At 41.8% G+C, this 24037-nt stretch carries 22 protein-coding genes and 1 other annotated feature; of the genes, 7 read left to right on the top strand and 15 right to left on the bottom strand.

All coding sequences use genetic code 11. The annotated features are described in order from the left end of the window. Positions 1–36: 36 nt before the first annotated feature. The 4 genes from thiI to ezrA all read right to left on the bottom strand — a co-directional run bounded on the left by thiI (position 37) and on the right by ezrA (position 4542). The gene (gene thiI / locus BLV00_RS07685; RefSeq protein WP_093044120.1) at positions 37–1245 is read right to left on the bottom strand and encodes a tRNA uracil 4-sulfurtransferase ThiI; all 1209 of its coding nucleotides are present in this window, start codon (positions 1243–1245) and stop codon (positions 37–39) included. Between the two features lie 7 nt (positions 1246–1252). Continuing rightward, positions 1253–2392 (bottom strand): cysteine desulfurase family protein, encoded by a 1140-nt coding sequence (locus BLV00_RS07680; protein ID WP_093044118.1) that lies wholly within the window; start codon positions 2390–2392, stop codon positions 1253–1255. 115 nt (positions 2393–2507) lie between these two features. Then, positions 2508–2840, bottom strand: coding sequence for a hypothetical protein (locus BLV00_RS07675; RefSeq protein ID WP_093044116.1), 333 nt, complete (start codon positions 2838–2840; stop codon positions 2508–2510). Positions 2841–2850: 10 nt separating this feature from the next. After that, positions 2851–4542 (bottom strand): septation ring formation regulator EzrA, encoded by a 1692-nt coding sequence (gene ezrA, locus BLV00_RS07670; protein WP_093044114.1) that lies wholly within the window; start codon positions 4540–4542, stop codon positions 2851–2853. 159 nt (positions 4543–4701) lie between these two features. On the opposite strand from ezrA, the gene hisJ reads away from it, so the two are divergent. After that, positions 4702–5511, top strand: a complete 810-nt coding sequence (hisJ, locus tag BLV00_RS07665; protein ID WP_093044112.1) for a histidinol-phosphatase HisJ — start codon at positions 4702–4704, stop codon at positions 5509–5511. Here the strand turns inward: hisJ and refZ are convergent. Continuing rightward, the gene (refZ, locus tag BLV00_RS07660; RefSeq protein ID WP_093044110.1) at positions 5490–6110 is read right to left on the bottom strand and encodes a forespore capture DNA-binding protein RefZ; all 621 of its coding nucleotides are present in this window, start codon (positions 6108–6110) and stop codon (positions 5490–5492) included. The genes hisJ and refZ overlap by 22 nt on opposite strands. Before the next feature lie 132 nt (positions 6111–6242). Between refZ and BLV00_RS07655 the strand changes: the two genes are divergently transcribed. Next, positions 6243–6728 (top strand): GAF domain-containing protein, encoded by a 486-nt coding sequence (locus tag BLV00_RS07655; protein WP_093044108.1) that lies wholly within the window; start codon positions 6243–6245, stop codon positions 6726–6728. Positions 6729–7014: 286 nt separating this feature from the next. After that, a complete protein-coding gene (gene rpsD / locus BLV00_RS07650) occupies positions 7015–7617 on the top strand; it encodes a 30S ribosomal protein S4 (protein WP_093044106.1) in 603 nt (200 codons plus the stop codon). 234 nt (positions 7618–7851) lie between these two features. Here the strand turns inward: rpsD and tyrS are convergent, their stop codons facing one another. Next, positions 7852–9120 carry a tyrosine--tRNA ligase gene (gene tyrS / locus BLV00_RS07645; RefSeq protein ID WP_093044104.1) on the bottom strand — a complete coding sequence of 423 codons (1269 nt, stop codon included), beginning with the start codon at positions 9118–9120 and terminating at the stop codon, positions 7852–7854. A gap of 89 nt (positions 9121–9209) precedes the next feature. Next, positions 9210–9420: a binding site (T-box leader), on the bottom strand. Positions 9421–9543: 123 nt separating this feature from the next. Here tyrS and BLV00_RS07640 point away from each other — a divergent pair. The 4 genes from BLV00_RS07640 (at position 9544) to BLV00_RS07625 (ending at position 15196) form a co-directional block, all read left to right on the top strand. Then, positions 9544–12573: a transglycosylase domain-containing protein gene (locus BLV00_RS07640; RefSeq protein WP_093044102.1), complete on the top strand. Its 3030-nt coding sequence runs from the start codon at positions 9544–9546 to the stop codon at positions 12571–12573. Between the two features lie 151 nt (positions 12574–12724). Further along, positions 12725–13363, top strand: a complete 639-nt coding sequence (locus BLV00_RS07635) for a GNAT family N-acetyltransferase (protein WP_093044100.1) — start codon at positions 12725–12727, stop codon at positions 13361–13363. Between the two features lie 13 nt (positions 13364–13376). Further along, the gene (locus tag BLV00_RS07630) at positions 13377–14021 is read left to right on the top strand and encodes an acetoin utilization AcuB family protein (protein WP_093044098.1); all 645 of its coding nucleotides are present in this window, start codon (positions 13377–13379) and stop codon (positions 14019–14021) included. Next, entirely contained in the window at positions 14018–15196 is a 1179-nt protein-coding gene (locus BLV00_RS07625) for an acetoin utilization protein AcuC (protein ID WP_093044465.1), read from the top strand. The genes BLV00_RS07630 and BLV00_RS07625 overlap by 4 nt, the downstream gene beginning before the upstream one ends. Positions 15197–15273: 77 nt before the next feature. On the opposite strand, the gene motS is transcribed toward BLV00_RS07625, so the two are convergent. The 9 genes from motS to BLV00_RS07580 all read right to left on the bottom strand — a co-directional run bounded on the left by motS (position 15274) and on the right by BLV00_RS07580 (position 23954). Then, positions 15274–16056 carry a flagellar motor protein MotS gene (gene motS / locus BLV00_RS07620; protein ID WP_093044096.1) on the bottom strand — a complete coding sequence of 261 codons (783 nt, stop codon included), beginning with the start codon at positions 16054–16056 and terminating at the stop codon, positions 15274–15276. Beyond that, positions 16046–16864 (bottom strand): flagellar motor protein MotP, encoded by an 819-nt coding sequence (gene motP / locus BLV00_RS07615; RefSeq protein WP_093044094.1) that lies wholly within the window; start codon positions 16862–16864, stop codon positions 16046–16048. Before motP ends, motS begins: the two co-directional genes overlap by 11 nt. A gap of 55 nt (positions 16865–16919) precedes the next feature. After that, positions 16920–17915, bottom strand: coding sequence for a catabolite control protein A (gene ccpA / locus BLV00_RS07610; protein WP_093044092.1), 996 nt, complete (start codon positions 17913–17915; stop codon positions 16920–16922). Between the two features lie 283 nt (positions 17916–18198). Next, positions 18199–19257 (bottom strand): bifunctional 3-deoxy-7-phosphoheptulonate synthase/chorismate mutase, encoded by a 1059-nt coding sequence (locus BLV00_RS07605; RefSeq protein ID WP_093044090.1) that lies wholly within the window; start codon positions 19255–19257, stop codon positions 18199–18201. Positions 19258–19472: 215 nt separating this feature from the next. Then, positions 19473–19805 (bottom strand): bacillithiol system redox-active protein YtxJ, encoded by a 333-nt coding sequence (gene ytxJ, locus BLV00_RS07600; RefSeq protein WP_093044088.1) that lies wholly within the window; start codon positions 19803–19805, stop codon positions 19473–19475. A 63-nt stretch (positions 19806–19868) separates the two neighbouring features. Then, positions 19869–20330 (bottom strand): YtxH domain-containing protein, encoded by a 462-nt coding sequence (locus BLV00_RS07595; protein ID WP_093044086.1) that lies wholly within the window; start codon positions 20328–20330, stop codon positions 19869–19871. Positions 20331–20332: 2 nt separating this feature from the next. Continuing rightward, a complete protein-coding gene (locus BLV00_RS07590; protein ID WP_093044084.1) occupies positions 20333–20767 on the bottom strand; it encodes a DUF948 domain-containing protein in 435 nt (144 codons plus the stop codon). 408 nt (positions 20768–21175) lie between these two features. Continuing rightward, complete coding sequence (gene murC, locus BLV00_RS07585; protein WP_093044082.1) at positions 21176–22474, bottom strand: UDP-N-acetylmuramate--L-alanine ligase; 1299 nt, start codon at positions 22472–22474, stop codon at positions 21176–21178. A gap of 352 nt (positions 22475–22826) precedes the next feature. Further along, positions 22827–23954, bottom strand: a complete 1128-nt coding sequence (locus BLV00_RS07580) for a nicotinate phosphoribosyltransferase (RefSeq protein WP_093044080.1) — start codon at positions 23952–23954, stop codon at positions 22827–22829. Between the last annotated feature and the right edge of the window lie 83 nt (positions 23955–24037).

The following is a 24037-nucleotide window of genomic DNA, read 5'->3' as shown; positions in this document are numbered from 1 at the left end:
TGTTTCTAGTAGGCTGAATGTCGTCATAGCGCACTTTTAGAACAAATCTTCAAATTCATTTTCTGTTTTCGTCTCTGTTTGAAGTTTAAGCTTGATTATTTCTCTTTGCTCTACTGCCTGTTTGATATCTTCAGAAAAATCAACTGCCGCTTCGTAATACTGAGCTTTTTCTTTACTCGGTCTGGTTTTAGGAGATTTTGGTACAAAAACTGTACAACAATCTTCATAAGGCCGGATGGAAATATCATACGTACCTATTTGTTGAGAAATCGATATGATATCAAGCTTATCCATGGCGACCAACGGGCGGATAACTGGATAGTTGGTCACATCGTTGATAGCGCTCATACTTTCCATTGTTTGACTTGCTACCTGGCCGAGGGATTCCCCAGTGGTCATGGATAGAATATCTTGTTCTTTTGCCACAGCCTCACTGATTCGCAGCATTAGTCTTCTCATAATGGTCATACTGTAGCCTTCCGGCATTTCTTGATGGATTTTTTGCTGAATATTCGTAAACGGTATGATATGCACTTTCAATTTAATACCAAAGCGTGTCATTTCCTGTGCTAAATCCATCACTTTCTGTTTTGCCCGCTCACTTGTGTAGGGTGGTGAATGAAAGTGAATCGCTTCGACTTCGACACCACGCTTCATGGCGAGATAGCCGGCAACCGGACTATCAATCCCTCCGGATAAAAGCAATAAAGTTTTGCCTGTAGTACCTACTGGCAAACCACCTGCACCAGGATACTTTTTAGAAGTAATATAAACTGCGTCCTGGCGGATTTCTACAGTAATCTCAACATCAGGGTTGTGCACATCCACCGTCACATCTTCTGTATTTTTTAGGATATAACCGCCCAAACGCTGATTCATTTCCTGCGATCCCACCGGGAAGGTTTTATCCGTGCGCTTGGCAGATATTTTGAAAGTCTTTGCATTGTCTGCCTCATTAAAAGCAAACAGCGCTGCTTCTTTGATTTTGTCTTCATCTTGTTCGGTCCGAACCGCAAAGCTTAAACTCTGAATGCCAAACACTTCCTGACACGTTTCCATGACTTTATATGGATCTTCTCCATTCAACATGACATACATACGATCTCTTGTTTTCTTGAGCCTAGTAGCCGGATATCGTTTCAATTTATGTGTCAGATTACTTTGCAGCTTTTGTTCAAACTTATGACGATTTTTCCCTTTTAGCGCCATTTCACCATAACGCACCATGATTTGATTGAATTGCATCGTTTATCTACCCCATCACTTTGTTTAATTCCATTAGTACTTTTTTCAATTCACTTACAAATGTATCAACATCTTCTTGCGTATTTTCAAAAGACATACTGACTCGCAATGCACTTGTGGTCCTGTCTTCTCTCAGTCGGCAAGCAGCCAAGACAGCACTTTCATCTGATCGCTTCGAAGAGCAGGCAGACATAGTTGAAATGTATATATCATTTTCTCCGAGAGCATGGATAATAACTTCCGGCTTAAAGCCCGGGACAGAAATATTAACAATATGGGCTGCCGCATCCGTCGGCGAATTGATAATGACGTAAGGAATAGCAGCTAACCTTTCTCTCAACCGCTGATTCAAAGTTTCAAGCTTTTTTACTGCTGTTTGTTTTTGTTCCATAATCATACGCAATGCTTTTACAAAAGAGACGTTGCCTGCCAGATTTTCTGTTCCTGCCCGGTAAGCCCCTTCCTGGCCGCCACCGTGATGAAGAGGAAAGAGTGTCGTCCCCTTTTTCACGAATAAAGCTCCAGTACCATTCAAGCCATGTATCTTATGACCAGACATGGTACATAAATCGATTCCACAGTCATAAAAGTCGATATCTACTTTCCCAAGTCCCTGGACATGATCGACATGGAAAAATATTTTTGGATATTGCTTAACGACGTGACCGATTTCACCAATCGGCTGGACAGTCCCCAGCTCATTATTCACAGACATGATACTGATTAATATCGTATCCGGCCGTATGCTTGCCTTTATATCATCAATCCGCACGGAACCAGTCTCCGTCACAGGCAGATAGGTAACTTCAAATCCTAACGACTCCAAAGCCCCGCATGCTTGTATAACAGAAGGATGTTCAATTTGGGAAGTAATAATATGCTTCCCTCGATTCTGATGTTCTAATGCAATCCCTTTAATCGCAATGTTGTTCCCTTCTGTGCCTCCTGATGTGAAAATCACCTCTTCCGGAGATACCTTCAGAAGCTGAGCTGCTTGTTTTTTTGATTGTAGCAATAAACGCTCCGCTTCACTTCCAAAACGGTGAATGGAAGAGGGGTTGGCATAATATTGTTCTGCTACTTTTTGAAAGCTCTGGACTACTTCCGGAAATGGTTTCGTCGTTGCACTATTATCTAAATAAATCATCGGGATGTCCCCTTCGGCGTTATTTTGCAATCTCATATATTATCATAACTTATGTTAAAAATAAACAATACAGGAACTGTCACTAAGTCATGACGGTCCCTGTATCCTAACAATTCTATTCTGTTGGATCTTGGTCAACTTCCAATGATGCCAATAACGTATCAATCGAAAGACGTCCGTCTTCTGCAACGTCATCTACCCAAGCTTCTGTAATCGCCATTTTTCCCATAATAGTTTCACCTTCTGCTGTACCTTTATTCTCTACTTCCGATTCATACAACCTTGGAATAGGAGGCACACTGCGTTCTTGGATCACTGCGCTATCCTTAACACTATGCGGCCTTGCAGGATATAACTCACCTTGCATCTTGGTGACTGCAATGAAGATGACTGTTGACCATAGGGTAATGGTCAATAGGCCTAACAAAACGACTAACCATTTTCTCATTGGTCCCATCCTAAACTAAAACGTTTTGTTGTGTTTCTAACCGGCTTAATACATCCGGGTCAATCTCTTGAATAGCTTCCGTGGCTTGTTCAAGCGCGGTATCATAGTGATAAGACCGAAATTCCCGTTCTGCTTCTGATAGCCTGGCAGCAATCAATGGATATTGGCTGCGATATCGATTTCCGTATTGAATCACGTATTCTGCAAGCTGTGCTTGATCCATCGTGTTACTTGCAGCTTCTGTTACATTAGAGATTTTTGCCGAAGCATCGTCAAGGGCAGCATTCACTTTTGTCATTTCCAGTGGTTGCTGCTCTAAAGTCATGAAGACCTTATTCAACTCCTCGTGCGCTTGATTCAATTCAACCGCCAGTTCCTCCGGAATTCCAGGCATATTACTTTTATTTAATTTCCTATTTATATCCAATAAAGATTGTTGCATAGTGACAAGCTTTTCCTTTGCTTCATTTTCATCTTTGCGTAAGGCTCTAATTCTGTCACTGAAATCTTTATGTTCCCCTTGCAGTTCTTCTAATTGTTTTTGGCAATCCTCCAGCTTCGCTTGTAATTCGGTGTACGAAGTTGTATCATCTTCCAATTTTTTTTGAAAATCAAGAAATTGCTTCTTGATCTTAATCATCCATTTTTCCAACAGTTGTTGTTTTTCCACATCTTCATTTTCAAAGTGATAGGTCCGCTGTAATTCTTTTACCTCTTCTTTCGTTGCAAGCAGAATCTGTTCTGATTCTTCCAGCACTCTCTGATAAGGCTCATATTGTTTTTCGATATTGTTTCGAGCAATTGCTTCTTTTTCAAGTAACTGATATATCTCTTGAATACGCTCCTCGATTTCGGTGATTGAATTTTCCACACCATCTATGCTGCTTTGTTCCATTACAGTAAGACAGCCAGCAAGGGTTTCCCTGTGATTATGTATTTCTTTCTCAAACCCAAGATGGTTCAGGCGAAATCCTTCTTCTTTCATCTCCGCCATACCAGCAAGGATTTCATCTAACTGCGTCGGTACTTCCTGCCGGCATTTTTTATATAATAACGGGAATGCAGAGATCCGATGTTGAAGCTCCTCCAGACTAATTTTCAGTTGGTGGACCAGCTGTTTTGCTTCCATGTAATCCCCTTGCTCTACCAGCTGTTGATAATCGTTAAGCATTTGCTGAATCGCATTTACTTCCTCATCAAAACCACGATATGCTTTGCCATATTTATGGCGGTTTTGAATCAATTCTTTTTTCAGCTGTTTTATTACAGGCTCAATTTGTTCGACTTCCTGGCGGCTTGACTCCTCTGATTCCAATAATTGTTCAAGTTCGTTGAATATTTTTTCTATGTCCATTTCCGTGTTTTCCAGCTTCTTTTCTACCAGCTGAATTTTTTGCTTCGCTTTCCGGAACCGGTAACGGTCTGCTGCTTCTTCCACATCGAATAAATCTTCTTCCAGATTCGGGAGTTCTTGCGTTAAAATACTGTCCCAGCGTTCCCGCCATGTTTCAAACTTCTCGTGTGTTTCTCCGGATAAATTCAGATTCTTCACTTTTGACAGTTCTTCCGTCACTTTTCGATTCATGATGTCCATTTTCCAATTTTCCAGTCGATCGACCTCATCATATATCTTTTTACGAGCAATCAACCCATATATGATGATCCCGATAACCACTAAAATTATCCCGATCAAATACTCCATAAACAGCCTCCTAACAGATGACACCTTTCAATAGAGGAAAATAGGCTCCAAAATGATAAATTGTTGTAATTATGATACCATGAGAACGATCATTTTGGCTAAAATATTTCAAAATAATTAACAATATGACATATTTTTCTACACTACAGGGGGAGTTTGATGATTACTGACGGTCACGTCCATACACCTTATTGTCCACACGGTTCTTCTGATTCGTTTAAAGCCTATGTGGAACAAGCATTGAAACAGGGTTATCAAACAATCACATTTACAGAACATGCACCATTACCAGAATCGTTCCATGACCCGGTACCTGATAAAGATAGTGGCATGAAACGTTCATTAATGGAAAGTTATATCAGAGATATACAAGAAATAAAAAAAGAATATCAAGAGGATATTGACATTCTTCTCGGACTCGAAGTCGACTATATCGAAGGGTATCAGCAGCAAACATCCCGTTTTCTATCTGATTATGGCGACGTTCTGGATGACAGTATCCTTTCCCTCCATTTTCTAAAGGGACCAAGCGGCAGGTACCACTGTATTGACTTCAGTGAGTCGGCGTTTCAAAAGGTGGTCGAAGATTTCGGCTCGGTTGATAAGGTATATCAAGGTTATTTTTCCACATTAGAGAAATCTATACAGGCTGATCTTGGTCCTTATAAACCAACCAGAATCGGGCACATGACTTTGATTAGGAAATTCCACCACCTTTTCCCATCTCCGGCAGGCTGGGATGAGTCAATCCCCGAGCTGTTAAAGCTTATCAAGCAAAAAAATTATCAACTGGACTATAACGGGGCCGGCTATTACAAGCCTGCCTGCAAGGAAAGCTATCCACCTCACCCGATAGCCACACAAGCTTATCAAGCAGGCATTCCACTCGTCTATGGATCCGATGCTCATACCAGCTCAGCTATTGGTCAGGGGCTTGACCAAATCGATCAGACACTGATCACTGACTGAGCACAAAGCATTTTGACCCACTTTTTCACCGTACGGCTGTACTGTTGAGCGAAATAGCTGTGTGATTGATCGAAAGTCACGAAATCCTTCCAATCATGTGGCATTGCATATGGCGCCTGAAGCATACCTTTGAATTGCAGGAACAGAAATTTCGTATCTCTTTTCTCTTTCACCACTGGTGTCACAACCTGTTGAAACAGAGCATATAGTAAATGGTTTTCTTTGGACAGGTAAGTGACGAGCATTTCACGCACAAATTGGTTATCAAGAGAAAGTTCCCGTTGGATAAGACAGGTAAGTTGATGACGGTCCTGTTTATAATGTAAAATTACTTCAATCAGACGACATAGGCGGTCAATTGGTTCTAATTCATCCAGGGCTTCCGTCTGTTGCTCAATCAAATCGATATAATCTTCATAATAATCGATAATCAACGTTTCCAAAAGCCCTTGCTTGTTGGTGAAGTAGTAACTGATCAATGAGACATTCACAGCTGCCTCGCCTGCAATATCCCTGACCGAGGTACCATGGTACCCCTTGAGGAAGAATTGCCGGCAAGCGACATCCATCACTTTTTGTCTGGTCGTGGTCTTTTTCATCAGGACATCAGCTCCTCTCTGTATTGATAAGAATTTCGCCGCAAATAAGCAAGAATCCTGTTAAAAACGTTCGTCAATTCCTGCGCTGGCAGGCTCGAAAAATATCGAATTAAGAAACTGGAGGGGTATCAGATGTTCCACACCATCCACTATAATGGAACCCGCGAAGAAAACTATCAACTATTAATCAAGCAGCTGGCTGCCTTGCTCGAAGGGGAAACTGATCAAATAGCTAACCTTTCCAATGCTTCTGCCTTACTGAATCAATTTTTGGCGGATGTCAACTGGGTTGGTTTCTATATCTGGAAAGAGGAAGAAAATCAGTTGGTTTTAGGCCCATTCCAAGGCCTTCCTGCCTGTGTACGGATTCCATCTGGCAAAGGTGTCTGTGGCACAGCAGTTGCCGATAAACAAACCCAGCTCGTAGATGATGTGCATGCATTTCCCGGGCATATCGCCTGTGATGCCGCCAGTCAATCTGAAATCGTCGTTCCCCTGCTTAAAGAGGGAGAAGTTTTTGGCGTTTTGGATATCGACAGTCCTTCTAAAAGCCGCTTCGACGACTCGGATAAAGAGTACCTGGAAAAATTCGTACGTACTCTGGAACTCCATCTATGAATTTCACCTGCTGCTTCGGTCCTCCTGGAGCAGCTTTATTAATGCTGAGCCTCAAATCTTCAATTCTTCCTTGACTTCTATATCTGTAGAGCCTATAATAGCCTTTGTGTAAAATAAATGGCAGCCTATGTGAACCTGCGTTGTCATCATTTTGTTCCTCTGGATATGAGGTGCATCGTGTAACTCTCTGCTGCTGGAGCGATGGTGCATGAAAACAAAATGAGCATCGTGTGTGGGACACACTGTTTTTATTTTATGCAAATAAAATAAAAAGGAGGAAATACCTATGGCACGCTATACAGGTCCGACTTGGAAAAAGTCACGTCGCCTTGGCATTTCTTTAAGCGGAACAGGTAAGGAGCTTGACAAGCGCCCTTACGCTCCAGGACAGCATGGTCCAAACCAACGTAAAAAACTTTCAGAATACGGTCTTCAACTACAAGAGAAGCAGAAGCTTCGCTTCATGTATGGACTAACGGAACGTCAATTCCGTCGCCTATTCGAAGAAGCTGGTAACATGAAAGGTATCCATGGTGAAAACTTCATGACTTTACTAGAATCTCGTTTGGATAACCTTGTTTACCGCTTAGGCTTGGCTCGTACTCGTCGCCAAGCTCGTCAATTGGTAAACCACGGTCACGTGACTGTTGATGGTGGACGTGTTGACATTCCATCTTACCGCGTGAAGCCTGGTCAAGTTATTGGCCTACGCGAAAAATCCCAAAATCTTGACTCTATCAAAGAAGCGGTAGAAGTGAACAACTTCGTTCCTGAATACCTTACTTTTGATGAAGACAAAATGGAAGGTACTTACAGCCGTCTTCCAGAACGCGCTGAGCTTCCTTCTGAAATCAACGAAGCACTTATCGTTGAGTTCTACTCTCGTTAATATGCTTCCACTAAAAGCCATCCGTTTTTCGGATGGCTTTTTTTATTACCCTCGAATTAGCGACGATGCCATTTCACTTGTTAATCCGACAGTGGAAACAGGATTTCCTTTTCCTATTAATTTAACAAAGAAGCGAGTATAAAACTTCTGAGGTTTCATACTCGCTATAAGCTACCATTTATAATGTTTTTCCTGGTTATCTCAACTCCTTAGAAAAAACAGCATTTTTTTCTTTTATTGAAAACGAACCATGAAATATTTCTTCTTACCACGGCGGATGATCGTGAATTTTCCTTCGATACGATCTTCCTCCTCCAATGTGTGGCTAAGCTCCTGCTGACGCTCACCATTGATGTAAATCGCACCGTTCTTGATATCTTCACGAGCCTGCCGCTTGGAAGAGGAAATGCCTGCTTCTACCAACAGCTCCACTAAACTGATTTCTTGATTGTCTACAGTATGGGTAGAAACATCTTTGAAGCCTTGTTCGATTTCTTCTCCGGTCAATGACTTGATATCCCCGCTGAACAATGCTTCTGTAATACGCTGCGCTTGCTCTAATGCTCCCTTTCCATGTACCATCTCGGTCATTTCTTCAGCCAAGCGGCGCTGTGCCGCACGTTTTTCCGGCTGTTCTTGTAAATCTTTTTCCAATTCAGCGATTTCTTCCATCTCCAGGAACGTAAAAGACTTCAAGAACTTGATGACATCACGATCATCGGTATTGATCCAGAACTGGTAAAACTCGTATGGAGAAGTCTTTTTCTCATCAAGCCAAATCGCACCACCAGCTGTTTTTCCGAACTTACTGCCATCTGCCTTTGTCACCAGCGGGACAGTGAGTCCGAATGCCTTCACTTCTTCTTCTCCACCAGTACGTCTACGTATGAACTCAAGACCGGCGGTAATATTCCCCCACTGGTCGCTTCCTCCGATTTGTAATGTACAATTCTCTTTTTGGTACAAGTTGTAGAAGTCTAGCGATTGCAGGATCATGTAACTGAATTCTGTGTAAGAAATCCCCTGTTCAATACGGGACTCGACAGAATCTTTGGCTAGCATGTAGTTGATTCCAAAATGCTTTCCGGTGTCACGCAGAAACTCTATAATATTGATGGAAGAAAGCCATTCATAGTTATTGCGTGCGACTGCCGCATTCTTCCCCTTATCAAAATCCAACAGCTTGGCAAGCTGTTTCTTAATACTTTCGCTAAAGCCTTCTACTATATGGGCTTCATTCAATTGCCGCTCTGTGGAACGTCCGCTCGGATCTCCGATCATCCCTGTGCCTCCGCCTACTAAGGCTATTGGACGATGCCCTGCACGCTGGAATCTTTTCAACATCAAGATTGGCAACAGATGTCCGATGTGTAAGCTATCGGCAGTTGGATCGAACCCACAATATAATGTCACCTGGTTTTCCTCCAGATGCTTCTTCAATCCTTCTTCATCTGTAATTTGATTAATTAAGCCTCTCTGTTCTAAATCCTGTAAAATATTCATTCTTTCACTCCTCCATTTAATACGGTTGAACCAACAAGCCTTATGGTAAATTTATCCATAAGGCCAAATAAAAAAACCCGTCCTTAATAAAAAGGGACGAGAATTGTCGCGGTACCACCCTTGTTGCACGTAAAACATGCCACTTGTATCGATAACGGCTTGGTTCAAACCGTCTTCTGTCCATACAGAAGAAAGCTCCGGATCGTAATTCGCAGGATAAATGTGTACCGCCTCACAGCAGCCGGCGGCTCTCTGGAATACAGGGATTCTCTTGCTACTTCAATCGTTCATTGCTTTTGCTATTTAACTTAATAATATTTTTACCATAGTCATTTCAAAAAAGCAATCTTAAATTCAATTTGTCCATACCTGACCCTGGCAGATTGTGTTATAATATAGACTGGAATTTTAGGAGGTCTTATTATGTCTAATAACCCATTAAAAGGTATAAATAAAGAGAAAATCAAAGAATTTTGGCAAAGCGGTAAACTGCAAAAGTCCAGCCGCATCACCTATGATGTTGCCTGGAATATCATTTTGTTCTTTATTATCCTTGGTGTCATCGGTCTGTTTTTTGCCGGTGGGGCAGGCGCAGGATATTTCGCATCACTTGTCAAAGACGAAACAGTAAGAAGTGAGGAAGAAATGAGTCAGGATATCTATGATTATTCTTCCACATCAGAACTTTATTTTGCAGATAATAAATACTTAGGAAAGATACGGTCCGACTTACACCGTGAGGAAGTCACCCTGGAAGAGGTAGCTCCATACTTAAAAAATGCCATCGTCGCTACAGAGGATGCTAATTTCAATGAACACGATGGTGTAGTACCTAAAGCGATTATGCGGGCTGTCGCACAGGAAGTAACCAACGCTTCCGTCAAAACCGGTGGTAGTACGCTGACACAACAATTGATAAAGAACCAGATTTTGACAAATGAAGTATCTTTCGAACGTAAAGCTAAGGAAATTCTCCTTGCCCTTCGCTTAGAGCGTTTCTTTGAAAAAGACGAAATATTAGAGGCATACTTGAACATCGTACCGTTCGGTCGAGATGCGAACGGCCGCAATATAGCTGGTATTCAAACAGCAGCCCAGGGAATTTTCAATGTGGATGCAAAAGATCTCTCCCTCCCTCAAGCTGCATTCATAGCAGGACTCCCTCAAAGTCCTACCTATTACTCTCCTTTCACTAATGGAGGAAAGCAAAAAGAAAACATCGAACCAGGTCTTAGCAGAATGCGTGAGGTTTTGTCCCGGATGCTGGAAGCCGGCTATATTACCCAGAAGGAATACGACAAAGCGATCAACTATGACGTAAAAGCTAACCTGGCAAAACCGGAACCATCCTCAGTCAATGAATACCCTTGGCTGATCTTCGAAGTGGAAGACCGGGCAAAAGAGATTCTAACTAGGAATCTAGCAAAACAAGCTGGCTACACGATGGAAGATTTAAAGAATGATGAAGACTTGAGAAAAGAATTCCAGCAAAATGCCGAACGTGAACTTCGTTCCGGCGGTTACAAAGTGCATACGACAATAAATAAAGATATGTATGATGTCGTCCAAAAAGTCAAAAATGAATATACCAATTATGGCCGAGATAAGACTACTCAATTGGAAGATGCTGATGGCAACATGGTAAATGTCACACTGCCTGTACAAGTAGGAAGTGTGATCATGGAAAACAAAACCGGCAAAGTACTTGCCTTTATAGGGGGGCGTGATTTTTTTAATAAAGGTGAGTTGAATCACGCTACTCAAGCACGTCGTTCTGCTGGTAGTACCATGAAACCAATACTGGCTTACGCGCCGGGAATCGAAGAAGGCGTACTTCACCCTGGCTCTGTGTTTGCTGATGTTCCTTATAAATATGAGAATACTAATACAACATTGAGCAACTATACTGGAAGATACCACGGGTTCACTTCGGTACGTTACGCTTTGGCGAAATCTTATAACGTCCCTGCCGTTAAAGCTTTTACAGAAGCCAAAAAGAGTGTAGATATGAAAAAGTACGGCAAAGGCATGGGTTTCACTACTATTTCTGACAATGGTTATTCATGGCAGACTACCGCTATTGGTACCCATGAAGTGACAATTGAAGAAAACACCAACGCTTTTGCAACATTGGGGAATAACGGGAAGTTTGTCGATGCCTACATGATTGAGAAGATTGTCGATAAAAACGGCGAAGCAATTTACGAGCATGAAAGCAAAGCCGAAAAAGTCTTCAGTCCTCAAACCTCTTACTTGACGCTGGATATGATGAGAGATGTGCTTAAATACGGAACAGCCGCTGGCATTAAAGGACAGCTTACCAATCCAGGTGTCGACTGGGCTGGTAAAACGGGTACCTCCAATGATTATAAGGATACATGGTTCATCGCTACGAACCCGAATATCACCGTAAGCATGTGGATGGGTTATGATTACAAACTTAAACTTGATAGTAATGGTTATAGCAGCCGTAATACCACACTATGGGCGCGTGTCGTTAATGCTATCTCTGAGGTCAATCCGGAAGTCGCTGTTCCTAACCAGGGCTTCCAACGCCCAGAAGGTATTGTCCAGCGATCTTATTGCGCTACATCAGGACTATTGCCATCAGACTTATGTTCGAAAGCAGGGCTAGTAGAAACAGACATCTATAATGCTAAGTTCGCACCATCTAAGAAAGATGACAGCTTGATCAATGGCGGTAATTTCGTAAAAGTGAAAGATAAAACCGTGGTTGCAGGCCCTAATACACCACGCGAATTTGTCAACGAAAGCTCAAGCGGAGTTATGTTAAATCCTGAATTCTTAAAAGAAAACAATCTGAATACTGCAGAAAAGCTTCGCCATCTGATACCTTCTTCCGGGAAATGGAGCAATGTCGCTTTACCAAGTGGAACTGCCTCCAACGTTTCCGAAGGTATTGCTAATGACGGTCAAAACCCAGCCGCACCTGGTGGAGTTTCAGCAAGCGGATCCGCTATCAGCTGGTCTGCTTCATCCAGTAATGATGTGGTAGGTTACCGTATATATCGCGCTTCTTCTAAAGGTGGTCCGTTCAGCCTGATTGGCAGTACCATAAACACGCAGTATGGATTTTCTGGATCTGCCGGTTTCTATGCAGTTCGTGCTGTCGATTACTTTGGAATGGAATCTTCCTTGTCTTCTTCAACCAAGGTAGGATCTCCTGGACAGCCTAGCGAACCGGATGAACCAGCTGATACTTCTCCAGAAGAGCCTCAAGAGGAACCAGAAGAAGATCCGCAGGAGCAGCCTGAAGAACCACCAGCTGGTGAGGAATCGGATGAACCGACAAACACGGATGGTTCTGACACTAGTGACTCAGGCAGTACCGATAACGACAGTGGAAACGATTCAGGCAGCGAAGATGGAAATACGAATGAAAACACGGAAGAAGAGACTACCGATTCCACTAATCAAAGCAATAACGGATGATATATTGTCAACTCCCCACTCTGCCTTAATCAGAGCGGGGAGTTTTTGATTACATGGAAGGTTCGTGCCAGCTGATAAATTCAATTTAGATAGATTTCATGTATAATGGAAAACAACAGTGATAATAACCTTTATAGCAGGTGGTGTATCGATGAAGCATGTAAAGACGTATCATTCCAAGGAACTAGATACGGAAAATGGACCTTTGGTGATTGAAGGTCCCCTTACCTCTGAAGAACTCTCCAACTATGAATTTCACCCAGATTTGAATGCCTTTCGTCCAGGCCCAAAGCAATTCGAAGCAATCAAGAGCATTGCTGACTTTGAAGAAGGCCGTATTATCATTGCAAGACATGAAAATACCATAGCTGGCTATGTAACTTATCTGCATCCAGATCCTCTGGAGCGGTGGTCAGAGTTTCAAATGGAAGACTTGATTGAACTTGGCGCCATTGAAGTCATTCCAGACTTCCGGGGTGCCCGGGTTGGTTCTCATTTGCTGCAAGTAGCGATGATGGACGAATTTATGGAGAATTATATTATCATTTCCACCGAGTACTATTGGCATTGGGATTTGAAAGGTACTGGGCTTAGCATATGGAATTACCGAAAAGTGATGGAAAAGATGATGGCGGCAGGCGGACTGAAACCTGCTCCGACAGATGACCCTGAAATTGTATCTCATCCGGCAAACTGTTTGATGGTACGTCTCGGCAAGCATGTTCCCGAGTCATCCATAGAAAAATTTGATGAACTGAGATTTTTGAACCGTCACAGACAACGAAAATAAGGGAGGTAATCCAATGCTTGTAGAAGAAATCATGAAAATAGATGTAATCACTATGGCACCTTCAGAAACTATCGGCAAAGCACTCCAGCTGTTGAATGACCATCATATCCGGCATTTACCGATTGTTGACGATGAAAATCAGGTGATCGGGATTGTTTCCGATCGTGATGTCCGTGATGCCCGCCCATCAATTTTTGATGATTCGGAACCGGAAGAGTTTGAAAATGAAATACAAACCATCATGTCCCATCCTGTCATCACTGTCCACCCGCTCGATTTTGTCGAAGAAGTGGCAAGCATATTTTATGAACACGAGATAGCTTGTGTACCAGTGACGAAAGAAGATAAGCTGGTAGGGATCATCACAGAAAAAGACATGCTATATACGCTGATACAATTGACAGGAACCAATGTACAAAGCTCTCAAATCGAAATCAAAGTTAAAAATATACCTGGCATCCTTCCGAAAGTGACACAGGTATTCGGGAAAAGAAAAGTCAATATCAGTTCCGTGTTAATTTATCCCTACAAACCTGATTCCAGCTACAAAATACTTGTCTTCCGTATTCAAACCATGAATCCGATGCCTACGATCGAGGACTTGAAAGAAGCAGGATATGAAGTGTTATGGCCGAACATGCCGGGGATGTCATCATGAAATGTCAGGCAGGATTCGTTTATTCCGATGCTTTCATCCAGTATCATTTTCGAGATGATCATCCCTTCAATCAATTGCGAGTACAGATGACCAAAGAATTACTCGAAGCTGAAAAAGTATTGGAATCTGAACATTTTCTCTCTCCCCGGTTAGCTACAGAAGAGGAGTTGGCGCTGGTACATAGTCCTACCTATATAGAGGCTGTTAAAAAGGCCAGCAAAGGAGCACTAACCGAAGAGGAAGGTATGGAGTTTGGCATCGGTACCGAAGACACTCCTATGTTTACTGGCATGCATGAGGCTTCTTCCCTTTTAGTTGGTAGTACATTGACTGCCATTGATGCTGTGTTAGAAGACAACTATGAACATGCCTTGAACCTTGGCGGCGGCCTGCATCATGGTTTTGAACGAAAAGCTTCCGGCTTTTGCATCTATAATGATGGGGCGGTCGGTATAGAATATATTAGAAAAAAATATAACTATAAGGTTTTGTATGTGGATACCGACGCCCATCATGGGGACGGCGTCCAATGGTTATTCTACGACGACCCTAATGTATGTACACTGTCTATTCATGAGACTGGACGGTACTTATTTCCCGGCACAGGAAATGTGACGGAGCGGGGACTTAAAGAAGGATATGGCTATTCCTTCAACCTTCCTATCGACGCTTTTACAGAAGACGAATCCTTTCTTGATTTATATGAATCCGCTCTCAAAGAAATAGTAGAATATTTCCAGCCTGATGTTATTTTGACCCAGAACGGAGCAGATGCTCACTACTTTGATCCATTGACTCATTTATGTTCTACTATGAAAACATACGAACGTATACCTCAACTCGCTCATGAATTTGCCCATAAATATTGTGGAGGACGTTGGATTGCGCTTGGCGGAGGCGGATACGATATGTGGCGGGTAGTACCGAGAGCATGGGCTCAAATTTGGAAGACAATGATATCTGGTCAACCTTTTCAGGGAGAATTACCGGAGGATTGGAGAAATAAATGGCAAAAGCAAGCCCCTGTTGAACTTCCGACAACCTGGCATGATCCTGAGGGTCTTTATAAACCTATTCCAAGAAAAGCTGAAATTACAGAAAAAAATAAAAAAGTATTAGCCAATGCGTTACAATTTATCCATAATCAAAAAAAATACAACCATTTATCCCCTTGATAAAAAACCACCTGTGTGCTGGTATCCCAGCGCAATCAGGTGGTTTTTTATGGTTAAAATGTAGTATTTTCACGGCTTTATGCAGGGTCTAAAATAACAATTTCTACCCGCCTGTTTTTACCCCAATTTTCAGGAGAATCATTAGGGGCAGCCGGACGTGTATCTCCATAGGCTACTGCAGAAAAACGTTCCCTTTCCAGACTGGTTTCTCCTATAATATAGCGAATGACACTGCTCGCCCTGGCACCGGATAGCTCCCAGTTAGATGGATAGCGGAACGTCGAGATCGGACGGTCATCGGTATGTCCCTCTACGGTAATATCGTTCGGAATATTCTTCAGCAATGTTCCTACCTTACTGAGGAATGGTTTTCCTGACTCTAATACTTCTGCTTCAGCTGACTCAAATAATAATTGCTCTTGAAGGACCAGTACCACTCCACGGTCTGTGCGATTAGCGGATATGACATCATTCAGCTGATTATTATCTAAAAAAGTATCCACTTCTTCAACTAATTGATCAAGTTCGTGTTCTTTTTGAGAATGATCATCTTCAGCGTCGTGTTCCGTGGTATTGACTTCATTAGTTGGGTTTTCAAATTCATTCGATTGTTCCCCATTCTCCTCCGGGTCTGTCTTTTCTGTGGGGTTATCCATTTCCACAGGTGAAGGGTAAAAATCGAAGATCATCCTGTTACGGAAAGATTCAGAGATTGCTTCAAACTTAACTAGGTCAATTTGTGACATCGAGAATAATAAGATGAAGAAAACAAGAATCAGAGTCATCAAATCAGAGTATGTAACCATCCAGCGTGGTGCACCTTTTTCTTCCCGCTTTTTTATGCGATTCCTACGCCTCATTGGCTGCTTCCCCCACAAAGGCTTCTTCTTCCTGACTCTCTTGTTTTTCTTCCTCTGAGAGGAAAGCACTTAATTTCTCTTCCAGGATTTTAGGGTTTTGTCCTGATTGTACCCCAATGACTCCTTCGATGATGATTTGTTTTATAAATATCTCTTGTTCCGTCTTATTCTCAAGCTTACCTGCCATTGGAATAAAAACCAGGTTAGCCATTACTGTGCCATAAAAAGTAGTTAAAAGAGCGACAGCCATTTTCGGACCCAAAGTTGTAGGATCCGTCAGACTGTTCAGCATAAGAACAAGACCGATCAATGTCCCAATCATACCCCATGCTGGAGCATATTCTCCTGCTTTTTCAATAATGGACCTTCCTCTTTGATGCCTTTCTTCTAAAGCAGTAATCTCCGCATCCATAATATCCTGAATGACCTCAGGCTCAATACCGTCGACAGCTAACAGGATTCCTTTTCTGATAAAAGGATCCTCGACCTCCTCCAGCTCTGATTCCAAGGCTAGCAGGCCTTCTCGTCTGGCTCTCTCTGAAAGCCGTATAAATAGCGTAATCAGTTCACGAAGATTCAAATCACTTTGATGAAATGATTCTTTGAACACTCGAAAAGTAAGCTTGATCTCGCTTATATTGAAATTAATGATAAGTGCTGCCATTAATCCCCCCAGGACAATCACGACCGAGGAAACTTGAATGAATGATTGAACCCCGGAGGTCCCACCACTCGAAAGAATCCCGAACATGATCATAATCGTACCTAAAGTAATGCCGACAGGAGTTAAAATATCACGCTTTTTCATACTCTCTCTCCCTAACTAACACGTATATATTCTACTCCTAATATCGACACCATTTTTACTTTGTTGAGTTTCTTTCAATAATTCGATGCGGAAGTACTACGTTTTGTTCCGTTACTTCTTCTTTGTTCATATACTTTGTCAATAAACGCATAGCTACTGCTCCTATATCATACATCGGCTGAACGACAGTAGATAACGTCGGACGTACCATTGTTGCGAGACGTGTATTATCAAACCCGAATACTTCAATATCTTCCGGCACCTTCAAACCAGTATCCTGAGCTCCGTGTATGACTCCCAGTGCCATTTCGTCAGAAGCGACAAAAACTGCAGTAGGGGTCTGTCCCCCGGAATTTAACTGCTCGAAGGCTTCAATGCCAGAGTCATAGGAATAATCACCAGTTACAATTAACTCTTCAGAAACTTCTCGTCCTGCCTCTTTTAAGGCGCGTTTATACCCATCCAGTTTCTGGTTATTTATTTCTGTATTTTCAGGTCCAGAAACAAAAGCTATCCGCTCATTGTTATGTGAAATCAATAGTTCTGTCGCTTCAAAAGCTGCTTCTTCATAGTTGATATTCACAGATGGCGTACTTTCCGTTTCATCGATGGTGGCGGCCAAAGCTACTGGCACAGATGCGTTATTGAATTCCCGGATATGGTCATCGGTTATTTTACCGCCCATGAACACAAGACCATCCACCTGCTTCCCTAACATCGTATTGATTAAATGTATTTCCTTTTCTTTATTTTGGTCTGAGTTGCTTAAAATGATATTGTAATTATACATCGTAGCGATATCTTCAATCCCTCTTGCTAACTCTGCAAAAAAGATACTAGAAATATCCGGAATGATGACACCTACTGTTGTTGTCTTTTTACTTGCCAAACCTCTAGCTACCGCGTTTGGACGATACCCCAGATTCTCAATCGCCTCCAATACCTTTTTCCTTGTTGCCGGCTTGACGTTCGGGTTGCCGTTGACAACCCTGGAAACAGTTGCCATTGAAACATTTGCTTCTCTTGCTACATCGTATATAGTTACATTCATGCAAGATTCCCTCCTCTAATTCTCTATCAAGTTTAATTTCAATAAACCAATCATATTATACTATTTTTACAACCGCAATAAAGACGAATATCGATTGTCCCTATATAAATCATACCCCAAAAGAAATCCTTGTAAAATTAGATTATACTAACGAATGAAGTTTGTAAAACTCTCTCCACTCAGTTTTCCTCAAGGTAGCTATTTTATTAATTGCCGATTAACATTTGACAAAACGGAACCGGACTGAGATTGCCTCAGCCCGGTTCTTTTGTTTCTTCTTTGTTTACTTGGTCAATTCCTTCATGAAATCGTTGAACATATCAATATCCATTTGCTGAGCAGAATCAGATAGTGCTACTGCTGGATCTGGATGAACCTCTGCCATTACACCATCGGCTCCAATCGCAAGAGCAGCTTTAGCAGCCGGCAGCAATAGATCACGGCGGCCAGTGGAATGCGTGACGTCCACCATGACCGGCAAGTGTGTCTCCTGCTTCAAGATTGGTACTGCAGATATATCTAATGTATTTCTTGTCGCTTTCTCGTAAGTCCTAATTCCCCGTTCGCAGAGCATGATATTAGCATTGCTGCGTGAGATGATGTATTCAGCAGCATTAATGAATTCTGAAATGGTAGCTGACATTCCGCGTTTCAATAACACCGGTTTATCAACAGAACCTGCAGCCTTCAATAACTCAAAGTTCTGCATGTTACGGGCTCCAATCTGAATGATATCGACGTAATCAACAGCTTTATAAACGTCAGCTGGATTAACGATCTCACTGATTACTGCTAAGTCGTATTCATCAGCCACCCGTTTTAAGATTTTGAGGCCCTCTAGACCAAGACCCTGGAAATCATATGGAGAAGTCCTTGGCTTGAACGCTCCTCCTCGTAGGATTTTAAGCCCTTGTTTCTTGACAGCTTCTGCCACAGCAGCCACTTGTTCGTAACTTTCAACCGCACACGGTCCCATAATGAAATGAGGATTGCCATCTCCAATTTTTTCTCCATTGATATCGATAATCGTATCTTCAGGCTTTTTCTTTCTGGAAACCAGCAGTGCCTTCCGATGATCGTCTTCCTGCAGCTCCAGGCTGGCTTTAAAAATCTCTTTGAACAATTGCTGAATGGTCGATTCTTCGAAAGGTCCATTATTATGTTCATTAATTTGGTCCAGCATTTTACGTTCACGTACTGGATCAAAACGATTGACTCCTTGTGTATTCTTAACTTTTCCAATCTCTTGAACAAGTTCACCTCGTTTGTTTATCAGGTCGAGGATTTCTAAATTCAAACTATCCAGTTCATCACGTAGTTGATCCAATTGTTCATTACTCATGATAAAGCCTCCATTCCGTTTTACTTTGCTGAAAAAATTGATAATTTCAAATGATAATTACGGAACATTATATATGACTTCGGCTTTATTGTCACCCCTTTAAAGCGATAAAATCTCAAAGAATTTTCTCGTTGATTTTTGTAACCGTTTACAACAAAAACACAAAACGAGAGGTAGGATTTACCTCCCGTTGCTTACCTGTTGATTTAGAGAAATCAAGTCAGCCGATTTGTGCTTTCTTCTAAGGCTTCTACAGTTACTGCCCCGTGCGAATCGTGCCAAACTACTTCTTTATCATGAAATAACATTGCTTGGGGTGATTCGTGCCGAACATCAAACTTTTCTGCAATTTGATTAGAAAGCGGGCGTGCTTCCTGGACATGAAGCATATAACATGGGATATCCGTTTTCTCACTGAACTGGTCGTACTGCCTTTTAACAAATGTACTGACAGGGCATGTCAGGCTGTGCTTCAGGAGATAAAAATCGTTTTTCTCATCTAATAAACGGTTGAATTCTTCTTCATTGGCAATTACTTGTATATCCATCTGTATCCTCCTATATATCATAAACTAAAATGACGAGACTGAAGGCAGCCTCGTCACTCTTATTTATTTTGCATTAGTTGAAGTCGTAGTTTCCTGCTGCTTCTCCAACTCTTCTGCTGCTTCCTCAATCGCTTCTGCGACTTCCTGAGCTGCTTCCTCTGCTTCTGCGTCATCCTGGCCACGGAAGTTTCTTACTTTGTCACCAATGTTTTTAGTAGAATCTTTGAAACGGGTACCAAATTCTTGGGATTTTTCTGAGAAATTTTTAGATAATTGGGAAGAAGATTCAACGGCGCGTTCTTTCCATTCGCCACTCTTTTCTGTAGCAACTTCTTTCCACTCCCCAGCGCGATCTTTCAAGTAATTGGAGCCTTGATTAAGGTCATCGCGGAACTCCCTACCCGCTTTCGGTGCGAATAATAGTGCCACGAAAGCACCTACTACTCCGCCGATTAATGAACCGACAATAAAGTCTCTTCCGTTTTCCTTGTTGTTTGATTGGTTTTGCTTTTTCTGTTCACTCATTATTAAATTCCTCCCTCTGTTTTTCTTGCATCTTCTCTTCTGTATTTTTTATACAAATTGATGGCTACCTGTCCCCATTTCATTGCCTGGGCTGCTGAATCCTCATCATTTATCTTAGAAGACGTCAAACTTCTTGATACGGATCGGATAGACTGGTTGAATTCCTGTACGGAGTCACCTATACCTTTGACGCCATCAACCAGTGAATTGAGCTTTTGGGATTTTTCCCCTACATCCTCCGCCAATTTATTGGTCTTATTCAACAGCGCAGTCGTTTCAAGGGTGATCCCTTCCATCTGTTCCTCGACCCCTTCTAGTGTATCAGCTACGTTGTTCATTGTCCGGGAAACCGACTTCAAGGTGATACTCAGGTAAATCACCAAGACTGCAAATGCTACCGCCGCTATAAGCGCAGCAATGTATAATAGAATTTCCATTCCCGCTGTTCATCTCCTTTACTATGTATTTTTCATGTTAAGGTAAATACCCTGTCTCGATTAGAGCTAAACTAAGATATAGGGACTATGGTTCTATTATTGTATTATTCGTTTTTAACCTCGGAATATCCTTTTTTTTCGTGTTAAACTGTAAAATTTTTTTCAAGGGCTTCAAGGTAGCAATCCGTTGCTATTGTATGGGAGAAAAAGACGGCGGTTGATTGAATGACGTATCGAACTTATGAACCTAATCGCGAAATCCAGAAGACCGTTACTCCTAAAGTTACTCGTTGTTTTTCTTCTAATGCAAACCTTTATCTGGTAACAAAGCCTAAATAAAAAAGCTGTTCCAAGAGCATGCCCGCCTAAAAATAGCAAGCATCCTCTTGAAACGGCAGCCTCTTTCCATCAGCTATTCAATTGACCTTCATAAGCCTGTTGATATTTTTGAATATCACCAGCGCCCATGAATACTAACACACTATTATCATATTCCTTTAAGACACTTGTATCTTCTGCCATAAGTAAATTCGATTCCGGGATTAGTTCTTGCAGATCCTGTATGGTCAAATTGCCGTTTTCTTCTCTCGCAGAACCGAATATATCACACAAATAGATGGCGTCCGCTTCCTGTAGACTCTCGGCAAATTCCTTCAGGAAGGTTTTAGTTCTTGTGAAGGTATGCGGTTGAAAAATTGCCACAACATCCCGTTCAGGGTATTTTTTACGGGCAGATTCGATTGTAGCAGAAATTTCAATTGGGTGATGGGCGTAATCATCTACTAACACCTGGTCCCCGACCTGTTTTTCAGTAAACCTCCGCTTAACACCCTCAAAAGTTTTGATTTTCTTGATTTCTTCTGCTGACATATCTTCATAATGACATAACGCAATGACACTTAAAGCATTTAATACGTGATGATTCCCGTATCCAGGGATTATGAACGTATCATAATAGGTGTTTCTTACAAATACATCGAATGAGGTACCTTCAGGACTTTCATGAATATTTTGTGCCTGAAAATCATTCGAATCCGCCAGACCATAATATAAGACAGGGACGTTCGCCTGGATATGCTGTAGGTGTTCATCATCTCCACATGCAATAATCCCTTTTTTTACTTGCTTCGCCATTGCTTGAAAAGCCTGGAATACATCCTCGATACTGGTGAAATAATCAGGATGATCAAAATCGATATTTGTCATGATGGCATAGTCAGGGTGATAAGATAGAAAATGGCGTCTGTACTCACATGCTTCAAATGTAAAATACTGGCTGTTTCTATGCCCTTTTCCGGTCCCATCTCCAATCAAATAAGAGGTAGGGTAATTTTCAGAGAGTACATGTGCCAATAAGCCGGTCGTAGAGGTTTTTCCATGCGCTCCAGTCACGGCAATGCTTGTATATTTCTGCAGCCACTCTCCTAAAAACTCATGATAACGATAATAAGGCAGACCCTGCTCTTTTGCTGCCATTATTTCTTCATGTTCATCATTAAAAGCATTCCCAGCGATAATGGTCAAACCTTCTTTGATATTATCTCTGGAGAAAGGCAATATTGTAATGTTTTTAGCTTCCAATACATCTTGTGTAAAAAAGCGTTTGTCAACATCGGACCCTTGGACATGCTCGCCCGAGTCATGCAAAATTTGCGCAAGGGCACTCATTCCCGTCCCTTTGATACCAATGAAATGGTAAGTCGTCATAAACAAGTACCTCCAAAATTATTGAGTCACTTTTACTTAGTATATGTATCATACTAAAACTTGCGATTTTCAAATCTGCCAGTCAGGCCACTATTATAGCAAAGAAAAGCAGCAGATGAATGAGCAATTAGACATTTTTATACTTCCCTATTTTAGCACGGAATAACAGGAAGTAAAAAGAAAGAAAGTTTTTTTGTCCATACCTTCCGAATCATTAGTTAAGCTTGGCTTGTCGCCAAGTACTTGTGGGGAAGTCTTAGGAGTTTCTTATACATTAGTCCTTTAGCAAATAATTTTTTAATTATACAAAAAAACTTACTTCCCTTCCAGGAAGTAAGTCTTTTGAATTATTTCAGATTTCTTCATCTATCGTTTGTGGCTGGTATGGAACTTTTTCCAGCCGAGGGTTGGGGCTATACCGGCGCCCTTCTTTCGCTTCCGGTTTTCCGTTCAAAAGAACATTATCCCCTGTGAATCCAATGTCTATTTTCAATAAACTCCCACCAACACCGTACATGTCGACAGGCACCTTCAATTCTTCAAACATACGGATTCTATCTTCTGTAAAACCTCCGCTAACTACGATTTTCACATGATCATAGCCTTCTTTATCCAGCGTTCTTCTTAAAGCGAAGATTAGTTCAGGATTTACTCCTCGCGGATCGAAAGTACCCATTAAGTGTTGATTACGCAAGAAGTATTTATCAACCATACTACGTGAGGTATCAACACGGACGGCTTTCAACTCATCTCCAAACTCACGGGCCACTTTCAAAGAATCTGTAATAACATCATTATTGTAATCTACAAGTGCCATTACCTCATCCTCAGGGAACTGCTCATGATAAGCCCTTGTGGCCGCCACGACATCGCCCTTGAACATTTGAATCAAAGCATGAGGCATCGTGCCCATACCTTCTTTTCCCCACCATTCATTCATAGCGTGGGTAGCTTGAGCAGTCGAACCACCGATAAAAGAAGCATATCCATCCCCTGCTTGCTGGGTATAATGATCATCGCGATCACCCATAAAGATAATCGGCTTCTGTTTACCATTCGTCCGTGCTGCTTTTACCACATTATAAACATTCGTTGCTACAGAAGTGCGACGCGCGAAAATTCCATCTATAATTCCCTCTAAATAGCCGAAGTTCTGGTAAGGACCGGAAATAGTCATGACCGTTTCATACGGGCTGATCTTATCTCCATCCTTCAATGAATGAATCTCTAATTCTTCCGGATGGTCAGCAAAGGTATGAATCAAAGCGATTACTTCATCCGTACCACATAAAACAGCATCATTCTTCTGGAAAAATTGCATGGTTACATGGTTATCCTTCAAGTGATTTTGTACTATTTCTTTCGTTTTCAAGAAATAGACGGCAGAAAACCAGCCTTCCCCCACCCGTTCATCAAACTTGAATGTCTTATTAGTCAACCGATCGATTTCGCCATTTAACTTACGTGTGATTTCCTTCATAATTCTGCTCCTTATATAAGAAAAAATCCTTGTCCGAATAAAATCATTCATCTCTAATCATATAAAATCTAGTTAGCTAACAC

The sequence above is a fragment of the Thalassobacillus cyri genome (assembly GCF_900107755.1).
Lineage (GTDB): Bacteria > Bacillota > Bacilli > Bacillales > Halobacillaceae > Thalassobacillus > Thalassobacillus cyri.
Note: the sequence above shows the minus strand (reverse complement) of the source record. Positions and strands in the feature narration are given on the sequence as shown.